General features: G+C 47.9%; 28 protein-coding genes. 19 read left to right on the top strand and 9 right to left on the bottom strand.

All coding sequences use genetic code 11. The features are described from left to right. Nucleotides 1-4: 4 nt before the first annotated feature. The 17 genes from I6L32_RS21635 to I6L32_RS21555 all read left to right on the top strand — a co-directional run bounded on the left by I6L32_RS21635 (nt 5) and on the right by I6L32_RS21555 (nt 16,001). Nucleotides 5-523 (top strand): prepilin-type N-terminal cleavage/methylation domain-containing protein, encoded by a 519-nt coding sequence (locus I6L32_RS21635; RefSeq protein WP_216945327.1) that lies wholly within the window; start codon nt 5-7, stop codon nt 521-523. 63 nt (nt 524-586) lie between these two features. After that, on the top strand, nt 587-1,093 hold the full coding sequence (locus tag I6L32_RS21630; RefSeq protein ID WP_210538354.1) for a prepilin-type N-terminal cleavage/methylation domain-containing protein: 507 nt from the start codon (nt 587-589) through the stop codon (nt 1,091-1,093). Continuing rightward, nucleotides 1,093-2,013, top strand: coding sequence for a type II secretion system protein (locus I6L32_RS21625; RefSeq protein ID WP_210538353.1), 921 nt, complete (start codon nt 1,093-1,095; stop codon nt 2,011-2,013). Before I6L32_RS21630 ends, I6L32_RS21625 begins: the two co-directional genes overlap by 1 nt. 33 nt (nt 2,014-2,046) lie before the next feature. Then, nucleotides 2,047-2,535, top strand: a complete 489-nt coding sequence (locus I6L32_RS21620) for a hypothetical protein (protein WP_210538352.1) — start codon at nt 2,047-2,049, stop codon at nt 2,533-2,535. Between the two features lie 1,878 nt (nt 2,536-4,413). Next, nucleotides 4,414-4,668 (top strand): hypothetical protein, encoded by a 255-nt coding sequence (locus tag I6L32_RS21615; RefSeq protein ID WP_210538636.1) that lies wholly within the window; start codon nt 4,414-4,416, stop codon nt 4,666-4,668. A gap of 1 nt (nt 4,669) precedes the next feature. Then, nucleotides 4,670-5,689: a trypsin-like serine protease gene (locus I6L32_RS21610; RefSeq protein ID WP_210538635.1), complete on the top strand. Its 1,020-nt coding sequence runs from the start codon at nt 4,670-4,672 to the stop codon at nt 5,687-5,689. A 267-nt stretch (nt 5,690-5,956) separates the two neighbouring features. Continuing rightward, complete coding sequence (locus I6L32_RS21605; protein WP_210538634.1) at nt 5,957-6,334, top strand: RAQPRD family integrative conjugative element protein; 378 nt, start codon at nt 5,957-5,959, stop codon at nt 6,332-6,334. Between the two features lie 281 nt (nt 6,335-6,615). Further along, complete coding sequence (locus tag I6L32_RS21600; protein ID WP_210538633.1) at nt 6,616-6,990, top strand: DUF2976 domain-containing protein; 375 nt, start codon at nt 6,616-6,618, stop codon at nt 6,988-6,990. 54 nt (nt 6,991-7,044) lie between these two features. Next, nucleotides 7,045-7,386: a DUF2976 domain-containing protein gene (locus tag I6L32_RS21595; protein WP_216945323.1), complete on the top strand. Its 342-nt coding sequence runs from the start codon at nt 7,045-7,047 to the stop codon at nt 7,384-7,386. A gap of 10 nt (nt 7,387-7,396) precedes the next feature. Beyond that, complete coding sequence (locus tag I6L32_RS23695) at nt 7,397-7,795, top strand: DUF3487 family protein (protein ID WP_210537813.1); 399 nt, start codon at nt 7,397-7,399, stop codon at nt 7,793-7,795. Nucleotides 7,796-7,797: 2 nt separating this feature from the next. After that, a complete protein-coding gene (locus I6L32_RS21585) occupies nt 7,798-8,451 on the top strand; it encodes a DUF2895 family protein (RefSeq protein WP_210537810.1) in 654 nt (217 codons plus the stop codon). Beyond that, a complete protein-coding gene (locus I6L32_RS21580) occupies nt 8,451-9,383 on the top strand; it encodes a TIGR03749 family integrating conjugative element protein (RefSeq protein ID WP_210537808.1) in 933 nt (310 codons plus the stop codon). The genes I6L32_RS21585 and I6L32_RS21580 overlap by 1 nt, the downstream gene beginning before the upstream one ends. Beyond that, the gene (locus I6L32_RS21575) at nt 9,380-10,900 is read left to right on the top strand and encodes a TIGR03752 family integrating conjugative element protein (RefSeq protein ID WP_210537806.1); all 1,521 of its coding nucleotides are present in this window, start codon (nt 9,380-9,382) and stop codon (nt 10,898-10,900) included. Before I6L32_RS21580 ends, I6L32_RS21575 begins: the two co-directional genes overlap by 4 nt. After that, nucleotides 10,854-11,300, top strand: coding sequence for a hypothetical protein (locus tag I6L32_RS21570; RefSeq protein ID WP_210537804.1), 447 nt, complete (start codon nt 10,854-10,856; stop codon nt 11,298-11,300). Before I6L32_RS21575 ends, I6L32_RS21570 begins: the two co-directional genes overlap by 47 nt. Before the next feature lie 9 nt (nt 11,301-11,309). After that, on the top strand, nt 11,310-14,279 hold the full coding sequence (locus I6L32_RS21565) for a conjugative transfer ATPase (protein ID WP_210537796.1): 2,970 nt from the start codon (nt 11,310-11,312) through the stop codon (nt 14,277-14,279). Further along, a complete protein-coding gene (locus I6L32_RS21560; RefSeq protein WP_210537794.1) occupies nt 14,279-14,932 on the top strand; it encodes a DUF1525 domain-containing protein in 654 nt (217 codons plus the stop codon). The genes I6L32_RS21565 and I6L32_RS21560 overlap by 1 nt, the downstream gene beginning before the upstream one ends. A gap of 64 nt (nt 14,933-14,996) precedes the next feature. Beyond that, nucleotides 14,997-16,001 carry a TraU family protein gene (locus I6L32_RS21555; RefSeq protein WP_210537792.1) on the top strand — a complete coding sequence of 335 codons (1,005 nt, stop codon included), beginning with the start codon at nt 14,997-14,999 and terminating at the stop codon, nt 15,999-16,001. Nucleotides 16,002-16,029: 28 nt separating this feature from the next. On the opposite strand, the gene I6L32_RS21550 is transcribed toward I6L32_RS21555, so the two are convergent. The 4 genes from I6L32_RS21550 to istA (I6L32_RS21535) are packed head-to-tail and all read right to left on the bottom strand — an operon-like array spanning nt 16,030 to nt 18,932. Beyond that, nucleotides 16,030-16,314 carry a hypothetical protein gene (locus I6L32_RS21550; RefSeq protein ID WP_216945321.1) on the bottom strand — a complete coding sequence of 95 codons (285 nt, stop codon included), beginning with the start codon at nt 16,312-16,314 and terminating at the stop codon, nt 16,030-16,032. Beyond that, nucleotides 16,311-16,595 carry a hypothetical protein gene (locus tag I6L32_RS21545; RefSeq protein WP_216945319.1) on the bottom strand — a complete coding sequence of 95 codons (285 nt, stop codon included), beginning with the start codon at nt 16,593-16,595 and terminating at the stop codon, nt 16,311-16,313. Before I6L32_RS21545 ends, I6L32_RS21550 begins: the two co-directional genes overlap by 4 nt. Nucleotides 16,596-16,622: 27 nt before the next feature. Next, nucleotides 16,623-17,369: an IS21-like element helper ATPase IstB gene (gene istB, locus I6L32_RS21540; protein ID WP_008950208.1), complete on the bottom strand. Its 747-nt coding sequence runs from the start codon at nt 17,367-17,369 to the stop codon at nt 16,623-16,625. Nucleotides 17,370-17,378: 9 nt separating this feature from the next. After that, nucleotides 17,379-18,932, bottom strand: coding sequence for an IS21 family transposase (gene istA, locus I6L32_RS21535; protein WP_216944339.1), 1,554 nt, complete (start codon nt 18,930-18,932; stop codon nt 17,379-17,381). 31 nt (nt 18,933-18,963) lie between these two features. Here istA (I6L32_RS21535) and I6L32_RS21530 point away from each other — a divergent pair, with 31 nt between their 5' ends. Further along, a complete protein-coding gene (locus tag I6L32_RS21530; RefSeq protein WP_254203910.1) occupies nt 18,964-19,446 on the top strand; it encodes a plasmid replication DNA-binding protein in 483 nt (160 codons plus the stop codon). A gap of 358 nt (nt 19,447-19,804) precedes the next feature. On the opposite strand, the gene I6L32_RS21525 is transcribed toward I6L32_RS21530, so the two are convergent. The 4 genes from I6L32_RS21525 to istA (I6L32_RS21510) form a co-directional block, all read right to left on the bottom strand. Further along, nucleotides 19,805-20,689, bottom strand: a complete 885-nt coding sequence (locus tag I6L32_RS21525; RefSeq protein WP_000155092.1) for an Mph(E) family macrolide 2'-phosphotransferase — start codon at nt 20,687-20,689, stop codon at nt 19,805-19,807. A gap of 55 nt (nt 20,690-20,744) precedes the next feature. After that, on the bottom strand, nt 20,745-22,220 hold the full coding sequence (gene msr(E) / locus I6L32_RS21520) for an ABC-F type ribosomal protection protein Msr(E) (RefSeq protein ID WP_000052512.1): 1,476 nt from the start codon (nt 22,218-22,220) through the stop codon (nt 20,745-20,747). A 215-nt stretch (nt 22,221-22,435) separates the two neighbouring features. Continuing rightward, nucleotides 22,436-23,182: an IS21-like element helper ATPase IstB gene (gene istB / locus I6L32_RS21515; RefSeq protein ID WP_008950208.1), complete on the bottom strand. Its 747-nt coding sequence runs from the start codon at nt 23,180-23,182 to the stop codon at nt 22,436-22,438. A gap of 9 nt (nt 23,183-23,191) precedes the next feature. Further along, a complete protein-coding gene (gene istA, locus I6L32_RS21510; protein WP_216944339.1) occupies nt 23,192-24,745 on the bottom strand; it encodes an IS21 family transposase in 1,554 nt (517 codons plus the stop codon). Between the two features lie 200 nt (nt 24,746-24,945). Here istA (I6L32_RS21510) and I6L32_RS21505 point away from each other — a divergent pair, with 200 nt between their 5' ends. Further along, nucleotides 24,946-25,179, top strand: coding sequence for a hypothetical protein (locus I6L32_RS21505; RefSeq protein ID WP_216945317.1), 234 nt, complete (start codon nt 24,946-24,948; stop codon nt 25,177-25,179). A 47-nt stretch (nt 25,180-25,226) separates the two neighbouring features. On the opposite strand, the gene I6L32_RS23565 is transcribed toward I6L32_RS21505, so the two are convergent. Beyond that, on the bottom strand, nt 25,227-25,358 hold the full coding sequence (locus tag I6L32_RS23565; protein WP_265216449.1) for a hypothetical protein: 132 nt from the start codon (nt 25,356-25,358) through the stop codon (nt 25,227-25,229). Between the last annotated feature and the right edge of the window lie 160 nt (nt 25,359-25,518).

The raw sequence follows: 25,518 nt of genomic DNA, 5'->3' as shown, positions 1-25,518 counted from the left end.
TTGAATGATGAACTACGTAAGTCAGAACAATAAAAAAATGGTTTCAAAAAAACAAGGCGGCTTCACATTGATCGAGTTTTCCATTGTGGTAGCTATTGCGGCCGTCCTCTTGGTGGTCGTTCTTCAAGTTGCTGAAGGTGTCAAATATCAAACTAAGCAAGAGTCTCTCATAAAGCAGATGCAGCAAATTACAACAGCAACGGAGCGTTGGAAAAAAGGAAGACCGAATAAAAACGGTGTGAGCATGAGCGTCCTATGTGCGACTGGCTCTAAACTGCTTGATGCCAGCGTCTGTGGTACAGCCAAAGATGGTAAGGCGGCAAATGCTTTTGGTGGTGATATCACGGTTGTAGCTAATACCACTAACCCCAGTCTGGTTGATATCACTATGGCGGGCCTGCCGGCAGATTACATTACCGATCTTGCAGACACCTTGGCCCCTATGACTACTGGGCGTTGTCAGACGGCTACAGGCTGCACAACCATTACCGTCACTGGTAGTAGTGTTAAGGGAACGATGTAAATTATCTTTGCTATGGAGGTGGCATTGCCGCCTCCATGTTTTTTGAACATGACAGGTCAATTTATGAAAAAATATAGTGGTTTCACGTTGATTGAGTTTTCGGTGGCTATAGCTGTTTTTGTCACTATCTCATTTGGCGTGGCTGCTATTAGGTATAACGCTGACATCGTTGAGCAATCTATAAAGGTTCATGGTATTGCCTCTGATGTGAATTCGGGAATTAACACTACCCTGCGACTTAAGGTGTCAAGTGGTTGCCTGACTAGCATTAGCATTTCCCATACTGATTTAATTACAACAGGTGTGCCACAAACGTCTGTATATCCTGCGCCATGGGTGACAAGTTTCGCTTTTGGATATCGTGGGGGTGAACCTGTTTCTGTTATCGTTTCAATAGATGTAAGAAATGCTGCTCTTGCCGGTGAGCTATATACTGACTCAGGTGCTGACTATATTTCAGCTAGCACATTATCATATCAGTTTCCTATTAAGTCTCCGAGACTATCTTCGTTTGGAGAGATGTATAGGAGTTCAACAAATTGCTGGGCACATGGCATTGGAGATAAATAATGCGTAGGAGCCAGAGTGGATTTACGCTCATTGAACTTTCAATAGTTCTTCCAGTTTTAATTTTTGTCGGCATGATCATTTTCAATGAGCTGAGACAACAAAGAATTGAATCTGCTGCTGTGCAGCAAGGCAATCGCATTACTGAGCTGTTTTCAAAAGCGGCTGAAAGGTATCAGGTCTTGGCAAAAAGTAATAACACTGTCACGCCGACCAACTTTCCATCCTCTATCCAGGTACTAATTAATGAAGGGTACATTAGGAACTGTACTGCAAGTGACGCGAGTGCGGGTAACTGCCGGCCAATGACAGAGACTCTTTGGGGGGATGCTATATCTGTTAGAACTTATGGGGTTGCTGGGAATCCAACAATTCCACGGTTCGAATTGACCATTCCACTCGCAAAGGTCCCAGCTGACCACCGAAATGATGTTGCCGCTGGATTACTGTCATCTCTGCCTTTTGCTACAGTATCTGGCACAAATATTGTTGCCGAAATTGGTCGGCCAGGCACCGAAGTTTCTCACGATAACTTTTATATGCTGGATGGATCAAGGGCGCTAAAAGGGGACATGAATGCAGCTGGTTATGCTATCGAGAACGTAAAGGATCTTTCAATCACAGGTCTAACAAACCGTACCGTACTTTCCGGGCTGGCATGGGGGAATGTTCAACAAAACAACCAAGTTGTTTCACTTGTCTCTTGTCCAGCAAATCGTGGAACTCGAAAAGTAAATGTGATCCCTCTGTCATATAGCAAAAACGGTTTCCCGTTTAACAACATGGGGGCTGTGGAAGGGCGGTTTGATGGGACCAGGGCATATGTCCGAATATGGGAGACTGACCAGAATGGAACTCAGGCATGGTTTATTCCTGCTCCTGCAAATGCATCCGTCTTGGTCCAACAACAATGCAGCAAATAACTGGCTATAAATACACCAATAAAGGAGATCTGAATGAAGCTTCGTAACGATAATGACCCTTCTCGATATAGCTTGGCAATTATTGCGATAACGTTGTTATTTTGTGGCAAAGCGTACTCTGGCGTCGATGAAGTTTGGGCGGCCTCGCCGGCAACTTATGATACCCAGTGGGCTCAAGCCTATGCTGCCGCAGTCAATCCCTCGTTTTCTGGAACGGGCGGTCGAGTTGACCTCTATAGCGGATCCTCCACGGCAGTGAGTATCACTGTGCCTTCCACCGTCAATGTGCTCTATGTCAGTTTTGACTTAGATGGTCGGGGAATCACTCAGTTGATGTTCGACCTTCAAGAAGCCGTCACTAGAGGGGATGTGCGAATCTACAACCGGGGAGGTGAAAACGCTGATAGGCCCTATGACGCTCTCATCAAAGTGAGCCGGTCTGGTGTGGGGGTGACGCTGCAGGGGCAAGGCGTTTGGACTGGCGCTCCAGTAATAAAACGTGTTGTAGGATACAGTCTATAGCAGGGCTTGTAGCTGGCCCCCACAAGCCCATTTTCATCACCAGGGGGCGAGCAGCTTGGCAATCATGTAGCCAACCTAGGAGCCCCAAGTCGTATTTGATGGGACGAGAACCACACTGGTTGGAGAGGTAGTGTGGTTCATAATGACCGATAGTTATCGATAGCGGGCATCTAATACCAGCGTATCGTTGAGTGGATTACCTCAGAAGGAGTCTTATTGATCCTATAACTTGCTCCAGGCGGAATCATTACCGTGCCACTCGAGACCCAATTTCCGCCAGCACCATCCCCCCTTCCGAACGACGCTCCACGTACACCGTTCACATAGAGATCAATTGCCCAAGGAATATCCTTTCCGATAGAACCTCGGACCGTCATCAACATCGGTTTGCCAGTCGTGTTGGTGTATGAAACACCACTATTTATCGAAGAATCGTCAGTTGTACTGAAGGTAATCAGGGACATGCTATTCGCAGGATTAACAGGCTTGGCATACTGCTGCGCCCACAAAATGTCCTGGGTCGCCGGCGAGGTGGCCCAAATATCATCCACGCTTGCTGTCACGGCCCCACCGTAACAAGCCAGCAACGCTACTGTTAACATGTTGCTTGTGTAGCGAGAAGGGTCATTATCGCGCTACTCATTTTTCTACATGACACTGTTGCAAAGCGGATCCTGAAACTAGGGGGTGGAGTCAACCCTGGTTTGATTGCCAACAATTCAACCAGCTAATGTCAGTGACCAGGATGATGGGAGCAAACGAGCATAGGGCACATGAACGGGCGCATGGCTAAGGGAAGGACATATAAGCTTTGGCTCATCGGTGCCTGTCGCTGGTCGGTTGGAGCCCTGGATAGGACTTGTGCCCGCCGGCTGCGGTGCTGCCTCTGTTCTGGCCGGTGGTCACCCGGACGGCAGGAATAGGCCTTGGGCTCGATGGCCGCGGTAGGGCCCCTGGTGCCGGCCTGTGGCCACCCGGGCGGCAGGAATAGGCCTTGGGCTCGCCGGCCGCGGTGATGCCTCTGTTCTGGCCGGTGGTCACCCGGACGGCAGGAATAGGCCTTGGGCTCGATGGCCGCGGTAGGGCCCCTGGTGCCGGCCGGTGGCCACCCGGGCGGCAGGGATAGGCCTTGGGCTCGCCGGCCGCGGTGATGCCTCTGTTCTGGCCGGTGGTCACCCGGACGGCAGGAATAGGCCTTGGGCTCGATGGCCGCGGTAGGGCCCCTGGTGCCGGCCGGTGGCCACCCGGGCGGCAGGGATAGGCCTTGGGCTCGCCGGCCGCGGTGATGCCTCTGTTCTGGCCGGTGGTCACCCGGACGGCAGGAATAGGCCTTGGGCTCGATGGCCGCGGTAGGGCCCCTGGTGCCGGCCGGTGGCCACCCGGGCGGCAGGGATAGGCCTTGGGCTCGCCGGCCGCGGTGATGCCTCTGTTCTGGCCGGTGGTCACCCGGACGGCAGGAATAGGCCTTGGGCTCGATGGCCGCGGTAGGGCCCCTGGTGCCGGCCGGTGGCCACCCGGGCGGCAGGGATAGGCCTTGGGCTCGCCGGCCGCGGTGATGCCCCATGTTCTGGACGGTGGCCACCCGGAAGCTTGAGATAGGCCTTGTGTTCTCCGGCGGCGTAAAGGACCTTTGTGCCGAGCAGCTGGTAGAGGCCACTAGCGCGGATCTCACCAGACACCGAGTGGCAGGGTGCTTATAGACTGCCGAGGAAGCCACACCATGGGCAATCGGCGAATAGCCTATGGGCATCTTGGCAGTCAGGGTTCATCAGTAATTCAGAGGGAGCAAATGAAGCCAAAAACTGAAATTAAATGTTGACTATGTATGATGATAGTCATATTCTATTTCTGCGGATCAAAATCTAGGAGTGGGGCAAAGTGAAAAAGCTACTGCTAATGGATGAAAAATATATTCGTTTGTTGATTGAAAACACTAAGAGTACAAACCCAGCGGTTGCTGATGCGCTGGTAGATCATTTACTTTATGGTCTTGCACAAGAGCAAACAGCTAAGAAATACGGCCTTTCCTCTCAATCACAAGTGTCAAGGCTAAAAGGAAGTGTAATAAAACTGGATAATCTAATTAGAACGTCACTGGCAATGAAAGATAAATTTGAACAAAATAAGGGATGATATGAAAAAGACTGTTGTTGCCGCGCTGCTTATGTCTGCAATTACGCCTGCTCACGCCATTTTCAATGGCGCAGAAATTAACTCACCTGAGTTTGTGCGGGTGGGTGGGACTTGCTCTGGGACCGTAATCGCTGGGAAATGGGTTGTAACAGCGGCCCACTGTGGTGATCTGACAGGCCAGACTGTCAGTAACATCGATGTAAGTGTGGCGAATATTAAGCGCACAGTAATTCATCCTATGCATGATGGCAGCGTGCCGCGTGTATATGATGTTTCATTGCTGGAGCTGGATAAAAAAATGCCGGCAACAGCAAAAGTTATTAACACAGAACCAGCGGTCGGCTCTACCCAGTTAATTGCTGGCTGGTCTAGCCTCTCTGGTGGAAAACTGAAAGGTGCTTCAAATGTGACTGTAGGTAAAGCAGACGCAAGATGGTCACCAGATGCTTACGAACTGAAATATGACACCGTAAACGGGATTGGTACTGGCACCTCGCAGCCCGGTGACTCCGGCGGTCCTTGCTATAACGAAGCTGGGGTTTGGGGGGTAATTCAAGGTTCTGCTGGTCAAGGTGATGGAACTTTCATTCAATCGTGCCAAGCGTTCTATAAAGCAGAAACCACTGCATGGATGCTTGAAACAATCGCTGCATGGTCTTATCCGGTCGAGGTGAAGGGCGAGGGGAGTGTTACGATCAAGGTGCAGTCCTTCCACAAGGACCCGGAAGTTTTCGCCCCTTATACCGAAGGGGATCTCGCAATCGAATCGAATACCTGCAAAAGCGGGACGGCCGCCCCTCTTGAGGAGTGCACAGTTGTTGTGAAGGGAAGCGGCAAGTTGTTCATTACAGGTAACGATCCGGTTGAGGTGAATAAAAAGACAACGCCTGTCACTCCGACTCCGGAGCCTACAGAAAATGGTGGTGGTGGTGGTGGTTCAACCGGCCCAGTTGGCCTGATAGGGCTGGCACTGGTAGCAATGGCACGTCGTTTCATAGCTAAGCAAGCCGCAAGTAGTTGATACCTACTGGTAAAAATGGCAATTTGCAATGAGGGAGGCTAAGGCCTCCCTTTTTTATTGATAGATCTTTAAGATGCGAAGCATCGAAGGCTCTTGCCACCCCAGCCAGAAAACCCCCTCATTTTTAAGCGCTCATTTTATCCCAAGGCCCCGAGTTAGAATCCCATTGTGGATAGTTGACTGACAAACATGCCACGCCTCAAAGACCGCACCACTGGGACCTAGCACTTTACGGTGTCACGGATCCAAGCAAATGGAGAGTGTTGAGTGAGATTGTTGAAGACGGTGATCAGCGTTGGGGTGTTAGCCCTTTTTTCCACAGCATCGGTAGCTGATGCCTGGCAAGAGCGTGAGATCCTGAGCCGTGTCCGAGAGCAGTTGATTCGGGTAAACAAGTTGCTCGACGAAGCTGAGAACGCGGGCATGAATAACCAAAGTCGGCTACGTATGGAGTATGGAAGCATTCGTGCCGACCTAAGCACCGTCGAAGACGGGATCTTGCAATACCTGTCTGCACCCATGGATCCGGCAGCCATAGTCCCCCTGGATGGTGGCTACACGGATTACCAAAGAGCGCATGCGTTACCCCGGCCGGACGCAAATTTGTCTCGCGAACGCGCATTACCAATGGGGTATAAGAAATGAGCGCATCTTGTTCAGGTGGAAATGTATCTCAATGCATGGCTGCTGTCGGAGCTAATTCCACATTCAGCCAAACATCAATTTTGCTTCAAGGTAGTATGTACGCGGCTGCATTCATATTTATTCTGTTCGTAGCCTATGCCTGTTATCAAGGATTGGGGACTGACAAGGTAACATATTATGGAATGTTCAAGGCTGTTATTACCGCCGTAGTTTTGAGCGCATTGATATTGCTGGTTGTTCAAGCAATTGTGCATTAATAAATTTAAGTGAGGAGTATAGGGATGCCAATGAAAAAGGTTAGTAATAGACTGAGGGGGGCGTGTCTTATGGTTGCTCTCATGGCCAGCGAGGCTAATGCGGTTGGCCTACCCACGATAAATGCCCCAGGAGGCTCAGCTAGTAATGATCCATTCACATTGATAGTAAACCTCTTTAAGTGGGGGCTTACAGTCATTGCTTTTCTACTGGTAGCGCTCATGTTTATTACCGTCGTAAAAAACGGTTGGCAAAAATACCACCAACTGGGGGAGGAGAACAGTAAGGTGACTTGGCGTGACTTGGCGAGCAACCTGGTTGCCGGGGCGTTGCTGATCTGTCTTGGTGTTGCAATGGCCAATTATGCGGTTGGTGTGTTCGGCGCGAGTGCTATTAGCTAATTCGAAAATATATAATAGGCAGGTATTACCTGCCTATTAAATGGGGATAAGTGAATGAAAAGGCTTTGTACGCAGGCTTGTAGCCTTGCAGTGATTTCCTTCCCTGCTGGTGCTGTGGGTATACCAACAATAACTCCTCCTAATGGAAATGGCGCCGGTGAAAATCCACATAATCTTGTTATCAGTCTTGTCTTGTTGGGTGTGAACCTTTTAGTCATGCTGCTCATCGTAGCTCTTCTGTTAACTGTTGCGAAGAACGCATGGCAAAAGTATCACCAGATCGGCGAGCAAGGTAGCAAGGTTACATGGCGTGATCTGGTAAGCAATATCGTGGCTGGTGCACTTTTGGTTGCGCTCGGGATATCACTGGGCGTGATGGCACTTAATATATTATAGGGCTGTGAAAATGGGGCGAGAGCACACTATACAGACTACCTTAGAGCGGCTTGATAAAAAGCCAGCTCTATGGAAAGGGTTAACAATAGATGAGTTGCTAATTGTTACATGCACAGCAATTGTGATCTGTTGTAGTACAAGTGCAATTGTTTTTTCACTGTTAATTAGCGAAGGGCTAATAGGATTTGTTATTGGGATGATTGTAAGCCTTGGCGTAATCCCCCTTGTAGCAGGGAAGATAGAATCAGCCAAAAAGAGGCATGGTCCCTTGATGTGGCTCAAGTTAAAACGATACACCCAAAAACGTGGCTGGATGAAATTTGACGGGATGATGACAGATAAAATCAAGTGGGACACTCGTCTGTCAAAGAGTAAAAATATTAACTACATTGGCCCGGTAAGGAAGTAATAATGAACAATGTGTTTGGTCGTAATAAAGGTAGGGCGAGAAATGCATTGGATAGAAGCGATGCTAGGGTTAAGGACTGGCAGCTCATATCAGGAGTTTTACTATTGATCCTGATAGCTCAGATAGTCTTAAGTGCACTCCGCCAGAATGATATTACTGTGCACATTCCCCCTGATTTATCGGCCGGCGCACAGTTTGATAGCAACACCATCCCCAAGCCCAATGTATACCTTTTCGCAAGTGAAGTTGTGAGGTCTATAAACTATTGGAAAAAAAATGGCGACAAGGAAATGCCAGAGAATCTGAACCGTTATGCTTGCTATATTTCTGAGAGCGTGAAAAGCGAACAACTCGCTTTGCACGCTCTCCGTGTTAGCGATGGTCAGTCTGCAAATAGAACTCGACGATTAAGCGAAATTACAGATCTAAAGGATGTTGAAGGATCAGTGTCTTTTGTTGGCGCGGGAATTTGGGATGTTGATTTGGACTTGCGTCTGATCGAATCGTTAGAGGGAACCCCAGTAAAGGATCACGCTCTTCGTTACCGTGTCCGTGTTGCTGCTGACAACTCTGGATCTGTGTGCAACCCATTCAACATGCGAATCACTGCCATTAATCAACCTCTTCGAATTGAGTTTGAGGGGGGAGCGCAGTGATGAAAATAAGTATCCTTGCGTCAAGCTTAGCGCTAGTTATGTCCTGCTCCGTATTTGCAGTAGAGCCAATTGAATGGCGTAGCAAGCCGATCAAGATCCCACTGCAAGTTGGAGAACAACGCCTCATACATTTCCCGGACCACGTTGTATTTGGACGACCTCGATCGCTAGCAGACAAACTCGATGCGGACAGTATGCAGGGAACCCTCTACTTAACAGCCCAGGATGAGTTTGCTCCGACCCAGGTGAAGGTGAAGTTGAATGACTCAGGAGACATTGTATTGCTCGAGCTCGTTGCAGTGCCAAAGGCTGGTGCTCCGCTCGATGAAGTGCTGATCTCCGTGCCAGGGTCCGAGGCCGGTACCGGTGCGGCTGCGGAGGCCATCTCGGGGACAGGTACCGGCTCTCAGAAGTCGGCACCTGTTGATGACAATCCCCTTGCAGGTACACCATTCGACACATCTGGAGATGCCGCAATTTCTCCAGAGGAAATGATCCAGTTTGCAGCTAGGGAGTTTTATGCCCCACCTCGTTTACGAACCAACGACCAAAGATTAAATCGAACAGCACTTAATAGTGCGGAAGATATGAGAGATCTATTTATCGATACCTCATATGGTATTTTCGATGCAACTCCAATAGCAGCTTGGCAAAGCACTTCCGGTCAGTATTTGACTGCTATAAAATTGGTTAACCGTAAATCGTCCCCGGTCAAAGTAAATCCCTTTCATTTGAATATGCAATATTCCTATGCTGCCGCACAACATATCCAGCTGAATCAGAATAACGTACCTGGAGACACTACCATGCTTTATGTAATCTCCGACCGCCCCTTTAGTGACTCCCGGTATGAAAGCCCTGCTCCATGGGCTCCTGTGGCGTCATCACAACCAGCTGTGAATCAGTATCACCGCCAGGGGAGCAATAAATGAGTGGTGTAATGGTAGGGGAAAACCCAATGCTCAAGATTGGCGCTGGAGCGGTGTTAGTGGGCGCCATCGTAGCTGGATACGCGGCCTTCACCGCTCCAGAGAATAACCATGCTGACACTATTAAAGCGGAGCAGGGGGAGGGGGAGGGAAAGGTTACCATTGACCGCAGGCACACACGCCTTGGTGCTGACGCGGATACGCCAGAAACATCTGTTGAAGCACTAGCTAAAGCAGTAACAGACTTGAGCTCTCGCTTAGTACAGGTTGAAGAAGGGAAGAATACTTCAAGGAATTCACCGCCTCCAGTTGCACCGCCCATGGAGGCCGATAGCCCGACTGTTTTAGCGCTGAAGCAAAAGATCGAAGAGCTGGAGATGAAGCTGTCGACCAAAGAGAATTCAGAACCACAGCAGCCGGCGGCGACTGAAACGGTCGTGGACCCTTATCCAGAGCGAACCCAACCAGGGAAAGATTTCGGGTTGGAACAAGATGAAACGCCTGCAGGTAATGGAAGAAAAACCATTGACTTGCCTACGGTGCCAAACCTATTTAACCCAAATGGGAGCGGATCACAATCTGTTGGCCCTATATCACTGCCTGCTGATGGAGACGAGAGTTTGGAGTGGATTGTACCATCAGATGCTCAGCGAGTCGTTGATGAACAGACTGGGAAAGACGTACTCAAATACCCTAAGTTCAAAGGCTCCGGTTATCGGAATCTGCACACATCAAAGGGTACCAACTCAAACCTTATGACACTCTCTGATGATGAGAAAAAGGATAGCTTGATACCAATTTATACAATTCCAGAAAACTCCAGTTTTCTCGGTTCTGTAGGCGCTACAGCATTGATAGGTCGAGTTCCACTTAATAATCAAGTAACTGATCCATTCCCATTCAAAGTTGTAGTAGGCCAAAAAAACCTGGCTACCAACGGTATCAAAATCCCAAACCTTCAAGGGATGGTAGTATCCGGCTTAGCAAGAGGAGACTATACCTTAAAGTGTTTATATGGACAGATTAACAGCGTCACCTACACCTTTACTGATGGGACCATTCGCACTGTTTCTAGCAAAGGTAAGGAAGAAGGAGGGATAGGATATTTAGCTGATTACCAAGGTGTACCTTGCATATCTGGTAAGTACATTACTAACTTACCCTCCTATCTAGCTCAGACAATGGGCATTAATACATTCGCCGGGGCGGCTGAAGCATTTGCGAATGGGCAAGCGGAGATTACAAAGAATACTGATGGTAGTTCAAGTTCGTCAATAGTCGGCGAAAGTAACAGCATAAATTACATGCTTGGGAAAGGAATTGGAAAGGGGGTCCAATCAGGGTCTGAAGCACTTGCTGAACGTCAGCAAGGGGCATATGACGCTGTTTACGTACCTCCTGGAACCAGAGTAGAAATTCACCTTACCAGCCAAATAGACATTGATTATGATAAAAAAGGACGCAAGGTATCCCATGTTCAACAAACGAATCACTACAGCAACAATCGTGGTTTTGATTAACGCCGTCCTTGCTGGTTGTGCTAGTAAGGACGATGTAATTCCAAAATCTGACATCACCGCTGAAATGGTTTTTGATCAGACCATGGGGGGTGGCGCAAGTGCGCGTGATTATCGCATTATGACAACCCCTCAAATGGTTGGCGTCCAACCTGACATTGATGTGTATGAGTTGCATAACTCACCAAAACCACGTTATCAGGTGCTCCCGAATCCAACGCTTTATATTTTTGTACCTGCACATCTCACGGGAAAGGGGCGATCCCCGATCCCGGCGTACATCACTGAAACAAAAATGTTTGAACGTGACGAGTATGCTCTTCCTGGTGAACTCTATCCGTTAATGGATGCTCGGTATGATCAGAGTAAAGTTGCGGCAGATAATCAGCAATATCAAGACTAAGGTGAACTCGTGAGCTTATTTCAGGAAATTAAAGATATATTTATTCCGCAAGCAAAAAAATCATCTGCTCAGCAAAACCTGAAACACTGCAGTGTACAAACAGAAGTGGATCATGAAACCAAAGAAGTATCTTATGTTGATGAGTCCCGTAAGCCATCATTTGCAAGAAAGCTTGGGCCGGTTACACAAAAACTGGTCCAGTCACATTATCGACGCAACCCTAATAGCTTTGCCGATAGGCTTTCAATCACCGAATACCTAGAAGAAAGTAAAACCTTTATGCTTGAGGACTGTTATTCTCAAGCAGTAGTGTTCGCTGCATCTCCAATCGCAACAGAGGGGCGCTCCAAAGACCAAATTGCTGAACTTAGGAATACTCTTCAAGCTGCATTTAAGCAAGCATTCGGAATAGCTCATGGAGGATCTGATTGGGTTCTTCAGATATATTCATGGAAGGATGATGACCTTTATAGATATGTTGATGATATATATGCATCTATTCATGAGGAAGTTCGTGATACTGAATTCACAGAACAGTTCCTTGATGTTCTTGAGGATCATTTTCGTGGCATTAACCAGGCCGAAGGTATTTTTAAGGATGTTCAGGTCACTGGCAAACAATGGCGTGGCCAAATGCGGAGAACTTATTGTGTAATCTACAGGCGCTGCACGAAGATAGAAATGGAGTCGGCAAGTTTTGACCCGATAAATGATATTAATGAGGTTGCGGATCGTTTTTCTCATCTATTGTCATCTTCTGGCGTAAAGATTCGCCGCTTAGATGGCGAGACTGTATTTCGGTGGTTAACGGATTGGTTTAATCCCAACCCACCGATTACTAATGGTGATCGTGAGGCACTTTATCGACTGGTAGGCTACCCTAAGCGGAAAAAGGATAAGCCTTTTGGATTTAATCTGGCTGAGAGTGTTTTGTTTTCCGAGCCTATATCTGACCCTGACAATGGATGTTGGTGGTTTGATGATATGCCACATACATTCATGCGTTTTAAGGGATTAACTCAGGCTCCGGATATGGGGCAATTGACTGGTGAGGTTTCTAAAGGTACAGGGAAAAATCAACGATCGAGTTGCCTCATGGATTCTGTACCAGCCGGTGCAATGCTTGTTCAGACTATTATTTTTGTCAGCCCAACGAAAATTGATTCGCACCTCATGAGCTTGAGTTCGGCCCAAAAGGGGGAGACCCAGGAGGCGCAGCGGGCCCAGCAGGCACTCAATGAAGTTGAACTCCAACGTCAGAATGATCAGGACGTTTTCTATGCTTCGCAGGGCGTATACGTGCGCGGCGAAAATTTGGTTGATCTGCAGGACCGGTGCAAGTCACTCAAAAACAACCTCCTCTCTAACGGAGTCATGGCGCTCGACGCATCCACAGACCCCTTGATCACTGAATCTTACCCGCTGCACCTACCTGGTTGTTTCCAGCCAGAGTTGGATACGAAGCGCCAGTACATGCAGCTCTACTACTCCCAGCATTTGGCCAACATGTGTCCGATCTTTGGTCGCGAACAGGGAACAGGGAATCCAGGGCTTGTGGTATGGAATCGAGGGGGTGAGCCCCTTACGTTTGACATGTTTGGCAAAGACCGGGTTCGGGCTGCTCATGGGGTGGTTATCGGACCCCAAGGCTCAGGTAAGTCAGCCTCGTTGAACTATATGGCCGCCTCGGTGATGGCTGTGCATAGGCCACGGCTTTTCATCCTGGATAAAGGTGGGTCGTTTGAGCTGTTGAGTGAATATTTCGCCCAGCATGGCCTGACGGTTAACTACATGCGGATCAACAAGTCTGCCAAGTTTTCGCTATGCCCATTCCTCGATGCCGGCGAAGTTGTGAAGCAAATCGAAGAAGCCAAGGCGAAAGCTAAGGCGGCAGCCATGACAGCACAGCATGAGACGCCGGCTGATGATGAGGATGAAGATGAAGATGAAGATGATGCACCACGGGATCCCTTGGGTGAAATGGAGCAGTCCCTCTATATCATGGTGACAGGCGGCAATATGGAAGCATACGCCCGGATCACTCAGCTGGATAAAGCACTTATGCGTGCAGCCATTTTAGCTGCAGGGATTAAGAGTTACCGTGATGGAAAGAAAACACTGACCCAGGATGTTCGAGAAGCAATGCTCGAGATCGCGGAACGGGAGGCCAAGCTGGAACCTGACCAGCGTACCCGGTTAAAAGAGCTAGCGGCCTCGCTCGAAATGTACTGCACTGGCGAGCTGGATGCTCGAATGTTCAATACTGTTGGTGAACCCTGGCCTGATGCGGATGTAACAGTGCTTGATGTTGGCGTCTACGGTTCGGACCGATATCCAGCTCAGCTTGCTCTTGCTTACATTGGCTACATGCAGAGAGTAATTAACAAGGCGGAAGAAACACAGAACCAACGTCGTGATGTCGTGAATATTGTGGATGAAGCTCACCTCTACACCGGTAACCCCCTTCTTGGGTACCAAATAGCATTTGCTGTAAAAGTTGCCCGTAAGATAGGCCTTTGGATGTTGTTGGCCACTCAGAACGTAGAAGACTTCTCCAAAGGTGACGACATCAAGAAGGTGCTTGGTCTATTCGAGTGGTGGTTCTTGCTGAATATGGAATTCAAGGAGGTGGAGGATCTTAGCAAGTACCGAAATTTGACCCCTGAACAGAAAGTCATGATCTTGAGCTGCTCTAAGCAGCAACGGGCCTACACAGAGGGAGTTGTGATGGGTAACCCCAAGACTGTTGGCGAAATGTTGGTTCGTCAGGTGCCACCATCAATATTCTTGACTCTCGCCATGACAGACCCGAACGAAAAGAGCGAACGGCGTGCCCTGATGGAACAGTATGGGTTGTCTTCCCAGTACCAAGCCGCAGAGATGATGGCTCAAGAACTGAACCGCAAGCGGGGGCTAAAGATCAGGGCTCGCAGCTCGGACGCCGTGAGCCGCTCTCAACGCCTACAGGAGGCTTCCTGATGATGCTGGCAAGATGGCCCTGGACCGCATGGAAGAAAGCCTGGATGAAGCGCACAAACACTCTGAACCGAGGGCCTGATACTGATATCCCATATCAGCAGCCTGCAGCACTTGAGCTTAACGCAATGGTCCTGTTCGGGGATGGCCGGAATGGCATGGTTGAACGGCAGATGATTAGACATAGCTTGACGGTTTTCGTCATCCTGATCCCGCTCTTGAGCTCGCAAGTTAAAGCTACTGAAGTGCAGGTTACTCAAGTAGATGTGTTTACCGTGGATGGCCTTCGATATGACGTGGAAGGTGCTCAACTAGCTAAAAAGTTGATCGTACCAGTGCACATCCGGCAGATAGATGAAATCTACAAGCTTGAGATGGAATTGAGTGCCGGACTTCCCGCCTCTGAAGCGGAGGCTGCAGCAATCGCCACCAAACGGTTCGCAAAGCTGAGTAAAAAGAGTGTCCTTGATAAATATGCTACTACAGCAGAGTCATTGACGATGGCTCGGTCTCTAAATGTTGAGAAGGTACCTGCAGTTGTGTTTAATAAAAAATGGATTGTGTATGGCCTCGATCCGCTACAGGCCTACTCGGTCTTTGAAATGATGCGAAGCCGTGGAGAGTTGAACGGCTCGACAAGGGGGAATGGTGAATAAACTATCTCTAGGCGCGCGGATTGCAATTTTGTGCCTCATGGTCATAAGTGGAAAGGCGATGGCCATGGACGCCAATAACACTCTTCCTCATGGTGATAAGAAGGTCGAAATATTCGATCTAATAACGGACACAATGGACCTTTCATGTGTCGACTACAAAATCAAAGGAGTATGCTTCTGGCTTCACTGTGCCGGCCCATATTGTAGGGTCAGAACATCTAGTGTGGTCAGTCATTACAACCCAGATGTCATAGTCGAGACAGTATCAAATAGGGAGGCCTACCCACTCACCTGGTTGACGAAACCAATGTCACAAGTAACAGATCCACTAGCAAGGGGTCTGAATCATGGGTTCGATGTCGGGACTGGCGTCCGCGGATCGCCTACTGGTACTGCAACGAATAAGAACTTCTTCGATACGAATGTCTATGGAAACCCTGCCTTACTCGGTTTCAGGGATCTCGTGGGAAGCATGTTGAGTTTGTCTGGATTTTGTAATAGTGATGTCATGCCGTTCAACCCTTACTTCGTTTCGACTCTTGATCCGGAGTGGCGGATGGGACTTCTGGAAGCCCCATTATTGGTACTTCCATCCAACTTCAATCGCAAGATCTTTGCAAAGAGCGGAGATGCACTTAGCGGGGCTGTAGGAAGCGCACTCGGCGGGTATGGCGACATAGTTCAGTCGAGTGAACGCTTCGGGCACATATTCCCCAGAATTGGTTCCATCGTTAATCCGAACAGATATACCGGTTCAACAGTAATTGCCCAGCGGGCCGCTGATATTGTCACATCATTGAATGCACACATATATCAGAAATTACCAGACACTGCTGGTTCTGCCAAAGTATGGGCTCCAGTCCCTCCCCGTGAAGGAGATGATGAAACGGCCAAATGGCAAAGAAACTATCCACGCGGTAAGACTGGATGTAAGGCATTCCCTGCAGATTCGAGCGAGGAGTACAAGTACAGCGAGGATGACTTTTCTCCAACCCATAATTACCTCTACACACTTTGGCGACGGTATGAGTGCTGTGCCAGGAGAGGAACTTTCCTATATCGTATTTAATGAAGAGGGCCCATAATGGGCCCTTATATTATCGGGAACCTGATATCAAGGGGCCTATCGATACTTGCCAACCTGTTGTAGACAAAAGATCGTAAATATCGGTCAGCATGCGCGTAGATGAAGTGTGCCGAGCCGACATGAATTTTTCGATCAGGGCAACGGCATCTGGTTCATCAATAAAGGGGGTAACACGAGCAACAATCATTTCAAGATTACTCGATGCAAGCACCTCGTTGCTCTCTCGTAACTTGATATATGTACCAATTGTGGAGATGACAGCCTCACGATCCAATCTGGGTTCAGGTTTTTTCACTTTTTGAATGCACCTCTCTGAACATGCCGCTGCTTAGCCTGGTTATCCCCTGGTTGCTTTTGATTGATGAGCGCGATCAGCTCCATCATGCAATACAACCCTTCAACCTGTGCAGATGCTTCGGCTGAATCAAGATCTAGTGCCTGCAATTGCCCTTGAATCGCTTTCGCCATCTCTGGGTAGCTCATGTCCCAATTCATCGGCACTTGCGTATTTCGGTTTGTCCGGCCACCTGTTCCGGTTTCATCCGGCCAGGCGTTTCGGTGTGATCCGGCCAGCATGATCTGACCTTCGTTTATCCTCTCTTTTTACCCGACTTCTTCACCCTGAACCAGTGTTTTTTTACGTTGTGACTCACCTGTTAATTCCAGTCGGTGGGCATTGTGGATCACTCTGTCTAACAGCGCATCTGCAACAGTTGGATTATCCATTAAGCCGTACCACTCCGAGACCGGTAACTGACTGACGATGATTGTGCTGCGTTGCTCGTAGCGATCTTCAATGACGTCCAGTAAATCGCTGACTTGTTTACCTTTAAATCCCTCAAGGCCCCAATCATCTAGGATCAACATATCTACCTTTTGTAGCTGTACCAGTTGTTTCAGATAGCTACCATCAGCATGCCCCATTTTCAGGCTTTCCAGTAACCGACCTAACCGGTAATACAGCACGCGTTTATTCTGTCGGCAAGCTTGCTCACCTAAGGCGCAGGCAAGATAGGTTTTGCCGCTGCCGGTGGGCCCGGTTATCAAGATATTCTGGTGGTACGTCAGGTGATGTCCTTGCATAAGTGGTGTAATTTGTTCAGCTCGCAAGCCGCGCTTTGCCGGATAGCGTAAGCCTTCTGGTGTCGCTTTAAGGCGCAGATTGGCTTGTTTGCGCAAGCGTTGTAAGCGGGTGTTATCCCGCGCCAGATGTTCTTGCTCGACCAGCAATCCCAATCGTTCATCGAAGCTAAGTTCGGCATAGGTATGGGGCGCAAGACGTTGTTGCTCCAGCGCACTGGCCATGGCCGCCAGCTTAAGCTGGCGCAGTTGGATAAGCAGTGAGTCCATTGGTGGTCCTTATTGGTAGTATTTTGAGCCACGGATGTTGGTGTGTGTGCCAGGGATAATGGTTTTAGTTTCATCCGGTTGCCAGCGCATATCTTCACCGTTTTTCAGTAGCTTTTTGATGACCGGTATATAAGGTAGTTGGCGACTGATGGCCAGTGCGCAGGCCTTTTCCAGCCGGTCACTGCCATAGCGCTTTTGCTCGCTCAGGAGTCCCAGGCAGGTGCGCTGCGCTTGGATAAGATGGTCTTTGTTACGCTCAACCGCTAAGACCACCGCCAGCGTGTTAGTGCCGATATGGGTTGCCCAGCTGCGAATGCGCTCAGGGCTCCATTCCAGATGGGCAGCATGGTTTTCTGGCATATGCGCTATATCAGTCGTGTGCCGGTAGCGGGTATAGCTGCGCGGATGCTGAGCGACGCATTTCGCCTGATGGTAAACCTTTATCAGCGTCTGCGTTGCACTGATTTCAACCCGCTCACCGACTAAACGGTGTGGCACCGAGTACCAGTGATAGTCGTATTGTACGTGGTAGTCTTTGGCGACTTTGGCAATGCGATAATCGGTGTACTCATAAGCGTAAGGCGGCAGTGGTTGTAATGCAGGCGCATCGAGCAAGTTAAACAACTGCTCACGGCTGGCACCGTTGTAATGCTTCATTGGCCGCTGATTGAGTTCTGTATTCAATGCGCGGATGGCCTGATTTAACGCTGCCAGTGAGTGAAATACCTGATGGCGCAGCCGGGCTAATACCCAGCGTTCCACAATCAGCACAGCCGATTCGACTTTGCCTTTATCCTGCGGTTTGCGTGGTCGGGTCGGCATCAACGCACAGCCATAATGTCTGGCCAGCGCTTTGTAATTGTCGTTAATCACCGGCTCGAACTTATCCGCTTTATCAACCGCCGCTTTGAGATTGTCGGGTATCAATAATGCGGGTACGCCACCTAAAAAGGTCAGGCAACGACTGTTCGCCATCAGCCAGGATTCCCTATCCTGACCTTTACAGGCTTCAATATAGGTGTAGTTAGATGCGCCCAGGGTGGCGACGAAGATAGCGGCCGGTTTTATCTCACCTGTTTCTGGGTTCACAATCGGCACTGTCGGGCCACAGAAGTCGATAAACAGCTTCTCACCGGCTTCATGATGCTGTCGCATCGAGCGTTTTTGTACAGCACACCAACGCCGGTAATGTTCACAGTACTGCGTGTAGCCAAGTGCTTTACTGCCGTGCTCTGCCTGATACTCCTGCCATAACAGCAGTTTGGTGACGCCTTTTCTACGCAGCTCAAGATGTACCTGCACCCACGACGGCAAGACCCGCTGCGTACTGTAATCACGGCCAGGAAATAACTGTTTGTCGAGGCTATCAAGCGGATAGTCGGCTGCCAGCGGCCAACTGAGGCCTAAGTTGTTAAAGCGGATAACCAAATCACTGATGGTTGCCCGGCCAATATTTAGCGCCTGAGAGATTTGCCTGTCACTTAACTTGGCCTCAAATTTGAGGCGGAATATATCCAGATAAGTTTGCATATCTGTCCTTACCATTTTCTTTTTACGTGTCATGACTACTCCGGCAAACAGTTAAAAAACTGTTATGCCAAAGACCGTAAAACGAAGGAAGAACAAACTGGCCGGACGATACCGAAACAGGTGGCCGGATGAAGCCGAAATCAGTGGCCGGATGATACCGAAATGGGTGGCCGACTCATGCCGAAATCGCTGGCCAGATCATCCCGAAATATGCAACTTACTAAAACGTCAAGTTGACATACTGGAAAAACAATTAAATCAGGCAATACAGAGAGAAAATCAATCTTTAGAACGTGAATCGTTTTATCAAGAACAGATTGAAGCTATGCAGCGCTTACTAGAAGCACCAAAAGCCAATATGACTACCTTTACCGATCAGAGCTTTAAACAGGATATAGCAACGGATCCTCGGTCGGAACTAGCAACGAACTATGACGAATTGACTACTCCTCAGCAAGACAATAAGCGTATTCCTATCCCGGAGCATGTTGAACCAGAACAGAAGAAGAGAGGCTTCCTAAGCCGCTTTTTCCTTCCATATGGTTAGCCAAGACTCCAGTTTTTTGAAGAGCCAATTTCAGTGCAAGCACTTGAAATAATGACTCCTCAAAAAACCGGATGATGTTTATTAAAACTGAATAAAACCGTGGAACATCGCTCAATTAGTGATCGTGGAACATGAATAATCAATAAAAAGCCGTTCTGGTGCCCTATACTCCAGAACGGCTTACGTTAATATAATGATATTTAAAGAGAAATATCAAGCATTTCGTATAAGAAATTTTATGTTAAATGATTGTTAGAAATGCCCCTTGATCGAGGCATTTTCTATAAAGAATACTAAAAACTAATTAAAGCCAACCAAGTTTCAAAACAAGGCAGTTCTCAGCAATCATATTTTTAAATTATATAACTCCCAACTGAGCTTTTGCTCCAACGATAAGGCTTTCATTTTGAGTTTCTAAGGCAAATAAACCATACATCAAAGGAGAGGCCGCTGCTCTTTCTAAAGTCTGTTCATATAGTTTATTCCAAACTTTACCCCCTAGTTTTTCATACTCGATGATTAGAGTTTTGAGGCTTTCTTCTCCAAACAAAGTTACATGCCCAGCAAAATCAATCGCTGGGTCATCTATATGGGCTGTTGACCAATCAATAACGCCTGAAACAGCTCCATCCTTTGAAGCTAGTACATGCCCAGCATATAAATCGCCATGTATAAATTGGGTGAAATCTGCCCATAGAACATCATTATCCAACCATTTTCTGTAGCGGGTTTCCAATTGCTCACTTATACCAATTTCAGATTTTACTAACTGCAAATTGTTTGCTATTTCAGGTCTTAAATCTGAAGGTTTCATAATTTTCAAATCATTTTCCCGAACTTCTTTTTCAGGAATACTATGGATTTCAAATAAGGTTTTTGCCAAAGATGTTATGTATTTCGGGCTATCTTTGTCCATATTCCAAATTATTTCATAGGTTTCAGCATCCAAATTTAAAACAGGATTATCTTTAAGTATGGGATAAGCCACTAATTCTGTAGATGAAATTCTCCAATCAGGAACCTCTACAGAAAGATGTTTTTTTACCAATTCTAAAATGCGTTTTTCTTTCTTGATTTGTTCCCTCATGCCATCACGACGAGGAATACGCAGCAACCATTGTTGCCCCTTTGTATCAAGAGCAAAAACGACCTTAAAATCAATGCCCATTTCATTGAAATTCATTTTGTCCGTAAGCAACAAGCCGTGTGCTTCAGCAAGTGATTGAATATCTTGAATTGTCATTTTTAATTTCCTTTAAAGAGTTCAATAATTAATGTTCGGATTAGATTGGCTATCATTAACAATCTCTCTCAAAAGTCTTGATGATTTTGTGGTCTTTGATCTCGTAGATAATGTCAGCAATATTATCGACCAATTGCTTGTCATGAGATACGAAGATAATAGTTCCTGCATAGGACTTCATCATTGTTTCTAATGCGGCAATACTTTTTAGGTCAAGATAGTTTCCTGGTTCATCCATAAGCAAAATATTATATTTTCCTAAAAGCATTTTGGATAAAAGCAGTTTGATGATTTCACCTCCCGATAAGTCGGATAAGTTTTTTTGAATATCATTCGCTCCGATCCCCATTGAAGCCAATACTGCACGAATTTCCGCAACTGTGTACTCGCACTCTTCCTGCATAAAGGAGAGCACAGATTTATGCGTGTTAAATTTATATCCTGTTTGTGTAAAGTAGCCAATTTCAGCTTTTGGAGATATGGTTAATCCATCAGCACGTTCTGATATCATTTTTAACAAGGACGTTTTCCCTGTTCCATTCGATCCAGTTATAGCGACTTTAGCGCCAAGCGGTATTATAAAGTTAGCGTCATCAAAGATAGTACGGCTACCAAATTTTAAGCTCAGACCATCTGCCGTAATCGGGAACTTATTGTGCAGTTCTAGGGCTGAACTTTGACGAAAACGAATAGAACGCAAATGCTCTGGTGCTTGAATATCTTCTAATGCAGCCAAACGCTTTTCCATACTCTTAGCTGCCTGATACAGTTTTCTTTGCTTGGTGCCAGTCATTTTTGCATGCCCAAGTCGTCCAGCACTTTCGGTAGAGTTTTTGGATTTTTCTCCTTTTTTCTTATTGTCTAATCGATTAGCTTGCTGGCGTTTTTCTTGCACAGCAGATTCTAATCGCTCCCGTTCCTTCATCATCAGCTCATATTCTACGGCTTGGTGTTGTCGCTCTTCTTCTTTTTGACGCAAGTAATCCGAGTAACCACCCCAATATTCCGTAATTTTACCGTCTTTTAACTCCCATATCTTGTCTACAACCATATCAAGAAAATATCGGTCATGACTGATAACAAGTAATGCTCCATCAAATGCTTTAAGTTGACCAATAAGTAGATCTATTCCATTGAGATCAAGGTGGCTGGTTGGTTCATCCGCTAGAATGCCATGTACTTGTTGGGAAAATGCGGCAGCAATTTTTGCACGAGTTTCCTCTCCGCCACTCATTGTGTCGTTTTGTACATTGGAAACACCAAGGCGAGATAACATTGCCCGGTCTTCGACCGTTTCTATTTCGATTCCGCCCAGTTGGCTGATATGTGCAAAATCACCAAAACGCTGTAATGTCGCTTCGGCTAAAACAATTTCGCCATTAAGTACTTTGAGTAAACTACTCTTTCCTGCTCCGTTATCACCCACAAGACCAATACGGTCATAAGAGTGAATTTCCAATTCATCAATATCCAAAACATCACGCCCAGCATAATCCAAGCGTATGTTTCTCGCTTTAATAATTAAACTCATTTTTATTTACTCCTGTTTAGCTCTTGAAATTTTTTATGCAGCAAACAGGATTTAGGTGAAAACAAAAGCTAGCATCACAGTGTCCTCCCAAAAAAAAAGCTATTCATCCACAGGTGCGTATTTCGGTTTGTCCGGCCACCTGTTCCGGTTTCATCCGGCCAGGCGTTTCGGTGTGATCCGGCCAGCATGATCTGACCTTCGTTTATCCTCTCTTTTTACCCGACTTCTTCACCCTGAACCAGTGTTTTTTTACGTTGTGACTCACCTGTTAATTCCAGTCGGTGGGCATTGTGGATCACTCTGTCTAACAGCGCATCTGCAACAGTTGGATTATCCATTAAGCCGTACCACTCCGAGACCGGTAACTGACTGACGATGATTGTGCTGCGTTGCTCGTAGCGATCTTCAATGACGTCCAGTAAATCGCTGACTTGTTTACCTTTAAATCCCTCAAGGCCCCAATCATCTAGGATCAACATATCTACCTTTTGTAGCTGTACCAGTTGTTTCAGATAGCTACCATCAGCATGCCCCATTTTCAGGCTTTCCAGTAACCGACCTAACCGGTAATACAGCACGCGTTTATTCTGTCGGCAAGCTTGCTCACCTAAGGCGCAGGCAAGATAGGTTTTGCCGCTGCCGGTGGGCCCGGTTATCAAGATATTCTGGTGGTACGTCAGGTGATGTCCTTGCATAAGTGGTGTAATTTGTTCAGCTCGCAAGCCGCGCTTTGCCGGATAGCGTAAGCCTTCTGGTGTCGCTTTAAGGCGCAGATTGGCTTGTTTGCGCAAGCGTTGTAAGCGGGTGTTATCCCGCGCCAGATGTTCTTGCTCGACCAGCAATCCCAATCGTTCATCGAAGCTAAGTTCGGCATAGGTATGGGGCGCAAGACGTTGTTGCTCCAGCGCACTGGCCATGGCCGCCAGCTTAAGCTGGCGCAGTTGGATAAGCAGTGAGTCCATTGGTGGTCCTTATTGGTAGTATTTTGAGCCACGGATGTTGGTGTGTGTGCCAGGGATAATGGTTTTAGTTTCATCCGGTTGCCAGCGCATATCTTCACCGTTTTTCAGTAGCTTTTTGATGACCGGTATATAAGGTAGTTGGCGACTGATGGCCAGTGCGCAGGCCTTTTCCAGCCGGTCACTGCCATAGCGCTTTTGCTCGCTCAGGAGTCCCAGGCAGGTGCGCTGCGCTTGGATAAGATGGTCTTTGTTACGCTCAACCGCTAAGACCACCGCCAGCGTGTTAGTGCCGATATGGGTTGCCCAGCTGCGAATGCGCTCAGGGCTCCATTCCAGATGGGCAGCATGGTTTTCTGGCATATGCGCTATATCAGTCGTGTGCCGGTAGCGGGTATAGCTGCGCGGATGCTGAGCGACGCATTTCGCCTGATGGTAAACCTTTATCAGCGTCTGCGTTGCACTGATTTCAACCCGCTCACCGACTAAACGGTGTGGCACCGAGTACCAGTGATAGTCGTATTGTACGTGGTAGTCTTTGGCGACTTTGGCAATGCGATAATCGGTGTACTCATAAGCGTAAGGCGGCAGTGGTTGTAATGCAGGCGCATCGAGCAAGTTAAACAACTGCTCACGGCTGGCACCGTTGTAATGCTTCATTGGCCGCTGATTGAGTTCTGTATTCAATGCGCGGATGGCCTGATTTAACGCTGCCAGTGAGTGAAATACCTGATGGCGCAGCCGGGCTAATACCCAGCGTTCCACAATCAGCACAGCCGATTCGACTTTGCCTTTATCCTGCGGTTTGCGTGGTCGGGTCGGCATCAACGCACAGCCATAATGTCTGGCCAGCGCTTTGTAATTGTCGTTAATCACCGGCTCGAACTTATCCGCTTTATCAACCGCCGCTTTGAGATTGTCGGGTATCAATAATGCGGGTACGCCACCTAAAAAGGTCAGGCAACGACTGTTCGCCATCAGCCAGGATTCCCTATCCTGACCTTTACAGGCTTCAATATAGGTGTAGTTAGATGCGCCCAGGGTGGCGACGAAGATAGCGGCCGGTTTTATCTCACCTGTTTCTGGGTTCACAATCGGCACTGTCGGGCCACAGAAGTCGATAAACAGCTTCTCACCGGCTTCATGATGCTGTCGCATCGAGCGTTTTTGTACAGCACACCAACGCCGGTAATGTTCACAGTACTGCGTGTAGCCAAGTGCTTTACTGCCGTGCTCTGCCTGATACTCCTGCCATAACAGCAGTTTGGTGACGCCTTTTCTACGCAGCTCAAGATGTACCTGCACCCACGACGGCAAGACCCGCTGCGTACTGTAATCACGGCCAGGAAATAACTGTTTGTCGAGGCTATCAAGCGGATAGTCGGCTGCCAGCGGCCAACTGAGGCCTAAGTTGTTAAAGCGGATAACCAAATCACTGATGGTTGCCCGGCCAATATTTAGCGCCTGAGAGATTTGCCTGTCACTTAACTTGGCCTCAAATTTGAGGCGGAATATATCCAGATAAGTTTGCATATCTGTCCTTACCATTTTCTTTTTACGTGTCATGACTACTCCGGCAAACAGTTAAAAAACTGTTATGCCAAAGACCGTAAAACGAAGGAAGAACAAACTGGCCGGACGATACCGAAACAGGTGGCCGGATGAAGCCGAAATCAGTGGCCGGATGATACCGAAATGGGTGGCCGACTCATGCCGAAATCGCTGGCCAGATCATCCCGAAATATGCATTTGTAATCGGAAAGGGGGTGATTGACAGTCATTATCGGGCTCTTGACAAAGAACGGGCTGAATTAGAAGCAATGGAAGAACAGAAGAAGTTAACCTATCGAATGCAGAATAGGGAGCTTGAAATTCGTGAGGAACTATCGCGAACTTCAGCTGGTCATCTAGATATTCCCCCTATGCCGATGGACACCCCAGAGTATGACATGCCTTATGATGAAGAGTTGGAGCGAACGATTGAAGACCCTGACTACTGAGCTGCGGGCAAAAAAAAACCACGCCTATGGGCGTGGTTTTTTGTTTTTTAACTTCGGGCCTTAATTCGCAGGATGCGTGACCGCTCAAAAGCGGCTGCATCCTCCCGGCACATAAACCAGAAACGAATTGCAAAGGCTAAGCCGACGACTTCAAGTGCTAAAACAATGTTGATCCACATAATGAGATCCTTGGCCGAAAGGCCTGGTTGAGGTAGCCCAGATGGGCGGATTGGAGGTTGGCAGCCGCGGTTAGCGGTACAGGCTGGTTATGCCATCGCCTGTCAACTCACTCTCGGGAGAGAGCGGTTTGGGCTGTGCACATGTGAGTGTGCTCAGGCC

It is taken from the genome of Aeromonas sp. FDAARGOS 1402, from assembly GCF_019046925.1.
GTDB lineage: Bacteria > Pseudomonadota > Gammaproteobacteria > Enterobacterales > Aeromonadaceae > Aeromonas > Aeromonas caviae.
Note: the sequence above shows the minus strand (reverse complement) of the source record. Positions and strands in the feature narration are given on the sequence as shown.